Raw genomic sequence first — 6,345 nt, 5'->3', positions numbered from 1 at the left:
GCGTGAGCGCGCCGAGGCGGAACTCGTCCGCCAAGCTGCCGAGAGGGCGGAGCAGCAAGCCGCACTGGCAGCCGAGCAGAAGGCCGCGCGCGATGCACGCTTCGCGGCTCGGAAAGCCAAAGCACGCCGATAGGCCAGCCCGGCCCGCAGAACCTCATTATCGAAGGACCTAGCGCTCTGACGCATTCACTTTGTTCATGCGAGTGAGCACCAGTTCTTTGGTTTTGCATCAATTTTTCCAGACTCGGCTGACGCCCCCGTCTGGATCGATGCACTAGCCGGCTTCTGGATGAGGCCAGATGTCAGAGCGTAGTGCCTGATGAGCCGCATGATCCAAATTTCGTGAGCGTGATTGCCCTGAAAATCCCAATGAATATTTGAAAGATTTGATTTCGTTTTCGCTACCCTCTGCGGTTCTCTCGCAATCACATTCGATAGACTCTAATATTATTTCATAAAACTTATCGAGCGTTCCGTCGACGGTGAGATTATGGTCGGCTTGCTCAATCATAATCACCGGTCGTCCGAGCTTTCTTTCGACATCCGATGGCGTGCGCCCGAGTTTCGCGTGCACCTCCATTAACCCCGGCTCATTCGGACTGAACACGAGGGTTAAACTGGCGCCGCGCCGCCTGATACGTCCGATGCGGCCAGCGACTGTATCCTCAGCATACACAGCTTTGAACGGAACAGAGGCAATCTTTTTCAGACTTCGAACGGTCAATCGCACGAGCTTAGCGGCGATGTCTGAAATTCTCTGGGGATTACGAAGTAAGGCAAGCCACGATGAAACCTTTTTAGCTTCGTTTGCATAGCCGGAGATACCCCAATAAGGATTTCGTATCTTAGTTTCGACATCGTATAAGGGATTCCAGTCGAAACAATACAAATTAAATAAAATAGCTGACCTTATCCGATGATCACCCTGAATGGCATGAAAGCCCAGAAATGCACCGCTGCAGAAGCCAACAACCAATATAGGTGCTGACGATAATTCATCCAAATAGTTCAACGCAGCGCGCACATCTTCGACCGCATCCAGGGCGTAGAGCGGGGAAGAACCGTCCTGTCTATCGGGGCTATCACCGATTCCGCACAGATCGAAGCGAAGCGATCGAATGCCGGACCGGGCAAGTCGGCGCGCCAGGATAGCAATTTGGCGACCACGCCCGGACCGCGCATTGCGACCTGACCCGAGGAAGAGGATCGTCGGTGCGTTCGCGGCCGGCCGGTCCGGACGGCATAACGTTCCAACAAGACCCACCCCGAACCGAACTGGTGCCTCAGTCCAGCCCGGGCCGCCGATCGCTCCCGCAGCGCGAACCGTTGGGGACACCGCGGACGCCGGCTTGGCGTCTGCGCAAGCATAGGTGACAACGGCCTCGAAGGTGTCCTTCGGGGTTTCGGAGAACAGGTCACCGATCAAAAGCTGCGCGAGCCCGGCAAACGGCGCAGAGGTTACTCGGCTGCCAAGCTCTTCGTAGCGTCGAGAAAGCTGCGCGGTGTCGGACCCAACGATCAGGACGTTTGGAGCTGGCGCATGAGTGATCGCCATCAAATCGACGGCCGAGAGATCGGCAACCAGCGCTGGGCCCAATCGGAAGCCCCCGAGCAAGATATCGCCAGGTGTCTGCGGAATCGGCTCATCAGTCGGGAGACGATCGACCGTACGTGACCGCAGGCGCATCTCCCGCAGGTAAGCGTGACCGCTCGTAAAAGGAGCGAGGAGCACAAGACGGTCGATGCTGCTCGCAGCGGCGGATAAGGCTGCAAGCGTTGCACCGAGACGAAGACCGACAACAACAATCTCGTCCACGCAAGCTTCCGCGCGCAGATAGCGCACTGCGCGCGTGATCGCCCCAACCAAAATTTCGGCGCGCATGACCTCTACGTCAGCTGAATTCCCGTCTCCGGGAAAGTCGAACCGTAGCGTTGCGCAACCGGCGTCGGCGATTTGGGCCGCCAACTCTCGCCACGCCCGATAAGCCGAGAGTTGCTCGAACCCAAGCGTTCCACACAACACCACGCCGCGACGGGTCGACCCGGGCCGGAACCAGCCGAATACCCCGTCGAATGCGACAGGAGCTTCGAGTGCCGGATACAAAGATGATGGAATGTTCGCTAGCATAGCTCCGACCGCCACCGAAGTGAAAGTTGTCAAACGTATCTATTAAACCGTTAGAAAGGTTCCCAGGAGGAACCACTGCAATTTTTGTCCATCATCTTAACACGAACTCGGTAATTGTCGCGCGTACGCAAATTATATTATTATAGATAGCACATTTTTGATTTGAATAAAAATACTTCGAATCTAATTTTATCAATACGTCGTAGCTCATAACAACAAACTCGAAAATATTATAAAGTAAAATAATAATCTATTTATCAATACGAGTCATTGTCTCGGCTCAGAACAAGAAAAAGTACCATGAAATTAGACTTCAGGCATTACACCTCGCAGCGTTTGGCCCCGGACAAATCAGTCTCCGCCTTTAGTTTCTGACAAGCAGCGGTATCTCGAACACTCATGCATTGTTCAAACTAGGATACATACCAGTATCGGGTTGTCAAAGCCAATTCAGCGCCTACGTAGTCAATGCCTAGCGGCGAACAGCAGCAATGGGAAATATTCGACGTCGATCGAACGGGTATGCTTGCTGGTGGATCGGTCACCGGATGTTGCCGGATCGGGTAAGGTTGCGATTAATCTGCACCCATGGAGCGCTCGGGTCAAAAGTTATGTATGATCGAGAGTTACCGAGCTGAATGTCCGATTTAGCTGGGGTAGCGGAGTTCAAGAAGCTGCCAGCGCAAGATCAACAGCCTATCGATCTCCTTGTCGAGCCGTTGCTCAACCTTTGACGAATCGGACCCGCTCCTGAACAAGACAGTAAGCGCGCCTGCCGATCCCGTTGAACGTATTTCGGCCTTCACGATGCGACGGTGCAAGCTTTCACAGCAGTCTCGAAATGGGGTGTGACCATACTCATGCGTCGGTCGGAGCATTTGCCAAGCGGTTATTTCGGCGGTTGCGGGGCAAATTGAGGCCAGCCCTGTAGGATGCAAGGAGCAACTTTTCCTCCGACGAAACGTGGCTGCTCGCTGCGATTTCGGTAGCAGGATACGTTGGCTGTGGAAGCGCCGTTCGCAGGCTACGATGCCTTCGTTGATGTCGATCCGCGGCTCGATCCACCACAGCGACACGAAACGCGCCCTCCATCTTTCCTCTTCGTTCAAAGGGCGCGGTTTGGTTTTGGGCGTGGATCGAATGACTGCGCCAATCGGCTCAGAGGCCGCGCAACAGGCAGAGCTTGCATCGGACCCAGGCCGCTGCGTTGCAAAACGTTTCCAAATGGCTAAGCTTCTACGCAGTGCCTGCGTAGCGGCCTACCCTTCACCGGAGATTGCCCATGCTGGTCAACCACGAGCGTCGCCTCCTTACGAAAGCCGCCCAGGCTATGGACGGGCACATCTCCATCAAGCGCGAGATGGATCGGGCTTGGCCGGGTGATCACAGTCGCCTGAGTGGCTTGGCGAGCCGGGGCGACCTCGTATGGGTCGGCGAGCGGGCGGGCCCTCATCTTGGCGGCACGTTCGCAACATGGCAAATTACCGACGCCGGCCTTTCCAGGCTGGAGCGGTTGTCTGCTTAAGGCGACTGTCGCGTGGGAGCAGCGCCGTCATGACGGCGCTTAGAATGGTGCCGCCGTCAGGCTGATCCCCCGACCATCACGAGCCGGTCTGAATCCTCACGCGTTTGGCCGCGTTCGAGCCTTCGTCCTTTCACACCGATCATCGAACTGGCATATGCTTCACCCAAAATGGGATCGGAGACATGCCTGAGAACGAAGCCTGCGAAGGCGCCGTTGCCCTGCTCAGACGCCAGCACGAACGGATCGGCGAGTTGTTGCGTGAGCTGAACGATGGCCGCTGGTGGCCTGACGATCACGCAGGCAACGAGGATGCGGCAATCATGCTGGTCCACACGCGCGCCATCGAGGACAGCGTGCGCGCCATCGACCGGATCATCGCCACGATGAAGGACTGAGTTGCACAACCGCCCAGAAGACTGGCGCTAGCGTTTCCGCGGCGCCAGCGGCACGTCCAATGCGCCTCACGGCAGATGGACTGGACGAACCGCTAGCCCAGACGAGGCGCTGCGTCCTACTTCTTCGGTCCCGAGGTGGGCTTGGCCGTGACCATACCCTTGGTCGATGGCGCCGAGGCGTTCGTCTTCACCTTGGCCGCCTTGGGCTTCTTCGCTTCCCGGTTGCCGCGCTTGTTGTCCGTTGCCATGAACGTCTCCTCGTGAGGGTAGGTGACCTACTCTCTGAACGGAAACCCGCAGAGTCGGTTTAGGATGCCACCTGCCGGAACTGCACCCCAGCGCCAGCGCGGAGAGCCAGCGTTGCATCGGGCCTCTGGTCAAGCTTAGGACGGTGCCATAGAGCGAATAGGAGGCGTGGTTGAAAGAGCTCGAACAGGGCAGCGCGGAAGCGGTCTACGTCTCGGCCATGGTCGGCGAGATGATGCAACGCGTTCTGGAGGACACCCTCACCGAGCTCGCAAGGACCAGAGGCGCTGTCTATCTCGACATGTTCGTGGAGCGTGAGTTGGCCCGCTACGCCGATCTGTTCCGCGAGCGGCCCGATGACACGCCTCAAACCACCAATATGCTGCGTTCTTGGTTCGCACTGGAAGGCAGCGCAGCATTGCGTTCCGTGGTCAAGCGCGCGAGCGTTGAGGCGAGACGCGATTGATCGCGATCCGGCGCCACTCGATCTTCGGGTGCAGCATTGGGGACGAGCGCGGCTTCCCTGCTCAGCGGCCGTCGTAGCGCTCCGCCCGATCCAGGCGGCCCGTCACGCAATAGACCACGACACCGATTGCAGCGGCGGCGGGCGGGGAGCCAGTTCCTGTTCAGCTCAGCGAGCGATAGGGGTCAGGCTGCCCTGCCTTGAGCAGCCGCCATGTACTTGCGTGCCTCGTGGGACGGGATTGGCGGGCTGAACAGGAAGCCTTGGACCAACGTGCATCCCTCGCGGCGCACGAGGTCTAGCTGCTCGACCGTCTCGATCCCTTCGGCAACGATGCCCATGCCCAGCCGCTCGCCAATACCGACCACTGCGCGCACGATCGCGGCCGCATCCGGATCCGCGATGTCGCGCACAAACGCTTGGTCGATCTTGATCTTATCGAAGGGGAAACGCCGCAGATAACTGAGGGACGAGTAGCCGGTGCCGAAGTCGTCCAGGGCGATAAGCACACCGAGGGAACGCAGGCGGTGCAGGCAGGCCAGTACCGTGTCCGAGTCCTGCATCATCACGCTTTCAGTCACCTCAAGCTTCAAGCGTGTCGCGGGCAGACCGCTAGACGCCAATGCGGAAAGAACCGATGCCTCCAAGCCCTCACGTCGCAACTGCACCGCCGAGACGTTGACCGCTACGTGGATGTGGGCGGGCCAATGAATCGCCTCACGACAGGCCTCCTGCAACGCCCAAACGCCGAGCGGCACTATCAACCCGGTCTCCTCAGCCAGCGGGATGAAGGTTCCCGGTGAGATCTTGCCCTGCGTCGGATGATGCCAGCGCATCAGCGCCTCGAAGCTGACGACTGCGCCAGTCGCGGCATCCACGACCGGCTGGTAAGCCAGCTGGAACTCACCGCGTCGGATCGCCTCTTTCATGTCCAGGCCAAGCTGGCCGCGCAGGGCGATGCGGACGCCCGCATCTATCTCAAATTCGCGATACGTGTTTCGGCCGGCAGCCTTGGCCTCGTACAGGGCTATATCGGCCCGCTTGAACAACTCGTCCGCAGTCGCGTTTTGCTCCGTGGCAAGCGTCAACCCAATGCTGACCCCGACCTCCACCACCTGTCCATCGAGGTCGATCGGCTCGCTCACGACCGCAATCAGCTGTTCGGCGATGCGGATGGCCCAGCACGGCGCGTCGAGGTAGGTGAGCACGATGGCAAATTCATCGCCGCCCAGACGAGCGACGGTGTCGTAGGGACGTATTACTCCCTGCATGCGATCGGCGACGACGCGCAGCAGAGCGTCGCCTGCCGCGTGGCCAAAGCTGTCGTTGACCGCCTTGAACCGGTCGAGGTCGCAGGCAAGCACGGCAAAGGGATTTCCGGATCGGGCAGCGTGAGCGATGGCTTGGTCAAGCCGATCGCGGAACAGTGTGCGGTTCGGCAGACCGGTGTGTAAAGGGCGGACCAATTCCAGGCCGCTGTGGCGGAGTAAAACCAGGCCAATGGCGGCCGCAGCTTGAACGATGAAGGGGCCCGATCGGGCCCCTTCATCGTTTATCGCCGACCATGAGGCTCAAGCCGGTAGGATCT

General features: G+C 58.7%; 6 protein-coding genes. 3 read left to right on the top strand and 3 right to left on the bottom strand.

Annotation, left to right across the window (positions count from 1 at the left end; genetic code table 11):
* Positions 1–274: 274 nt before the first annotated feature.
* Positions 275–1,882: an alpha/beta hydrolase gene (locus MKK63_RS03925; RefSeq protein WP_243998887.1), complete on the bottom strand. Its 1,608-nt coding sequence runs from the start codon at positions 1,880–1,882 to the stop codon at positions 275–277.
* 1,528 nt (positions 1,883–3,410) lie between these two features.
* On the opposite strand from MKK63_RS03925, the gene MKK63_RS03920 reads away from it, so the two are divergent.
* Positions 3,411–3,653 carry a hypothetical protein gene (locus tag MKK63_RS03920; RefSeq protein ID WP_243998885.1) on the top strand — a complete coding sequence of 81 codons (243 nt, stop codon included), beginning with the start codon at positions 3,411–3,413 and terminating at the stop codon, positions 3,651–3,653.
* A gap of 182 nt (positions 3,654–3,835) precedes the next feature.
* A complete protein-coding gene (locus tag MKK63_RS03915; protein WP_243998884.1) occupies positions 3,836–4,048 on the top strand; it encodes a hypothetical protein in 213 nt (70 codons plus the stop codon).
* A 116-nt stretch (positions 4,049–4,164) separates the two neighbouring features.
* Here MKK63_RS03915 and MKK63_RS31640 read toward each other — a convergent pair whose 3' ends face one another.
* Positions 4,165–4,296: a hypothetical protein gene (locus MKK63_RS31640; protein ID WP_267428349.1), complete on the bottom strand. Its 132-nt coding sequence runs from the start codon at positions 4,294–4,296 to the stop codon at positions 4,165–4,167.
* A gap of 170 nt (positions 4,297–4,466) precedes the next feature.
* Between MKK63_RS31640 and MKK63_RS03910 the strand changes: the two genes are divergently transcribed.
* Positions 4,467–4,760 (top strand): hypothetical protein, encoded by a 294-nt coding sequence (locus MKK63_RS03910; protein ID WP_243998881.1) that lies wholly within the window; start codon positions 4,467–4,469, stop codon positions 4,758–4,760.
* A gap of 182 nt (positions 4,761–4,942) precedes the next feature.
* On the opposite strand, the gene MKK63_RS03905 is transcribed toward MKK63_RS03910, so the two are convergent.
* On the bottom strand, positions 4,943–6,223 hold the full coding sequence (locus tag MKK63_RS03905; RefSeq protein ID WP_243998879.1) for a putative bifunctional diguanylate cyclase/phosphodiesterase: 1,281 nt from the start codon (positions 6,221–6,223) through the stop codon (positions 4,943–4,945).
* Positions 6,224–6,345 lie beyond the last annotated feature (122 nt).

Origin of the sequence: Methylobacterium sp. J-088 (assembly GCF_022829295.1) — a bacterium.
Classification (GTDB): Bacteria; Pseudomonadota; Alphaproteobacteria; order Rhizobiales; family Beijerinckiaceae; genus Methylobacterium.
Note: the sequence above shows the minus strand (reverse complement) of the source record. Positions and strands in the feature narration are given on the sequence as shown.

What these genes read in the sequence shown, in the direction of transcription:
- MKK63_RS03925 (WP_243998887.1), bottom strand. Translation starts at nt 1,882, where the DNA reads ATGCGCGCCGAAATTTTGGTTGGGGCGATCACGCGCGCAGTGCGCTAT.
- MKK63_RS03920 (WP_243998885.1), top strand. Translation starts at nt 3,411, where the DNA reads ATGCTGGTCAACCACGAGCGTCGCCTCCTTACGAAAGCCGCCCAGGCT.
- MKK63_RS03915 (WP_243998884.1), top strand. Translation starts at nt 3,836, where the DNA reads ATGCCTGAGAACGAAGCCTGCGAAGGCGCCGTTGCCCTGCTCAGACGC.
- MKK63_RS31640 (WP_267428349.1), bottom strand. Translation starts at nt 4,296, where the DNA reads ATGGCAACGGACAACAAGCGCGGCAACCGGGAAGCGAAGAAGCCCAAG.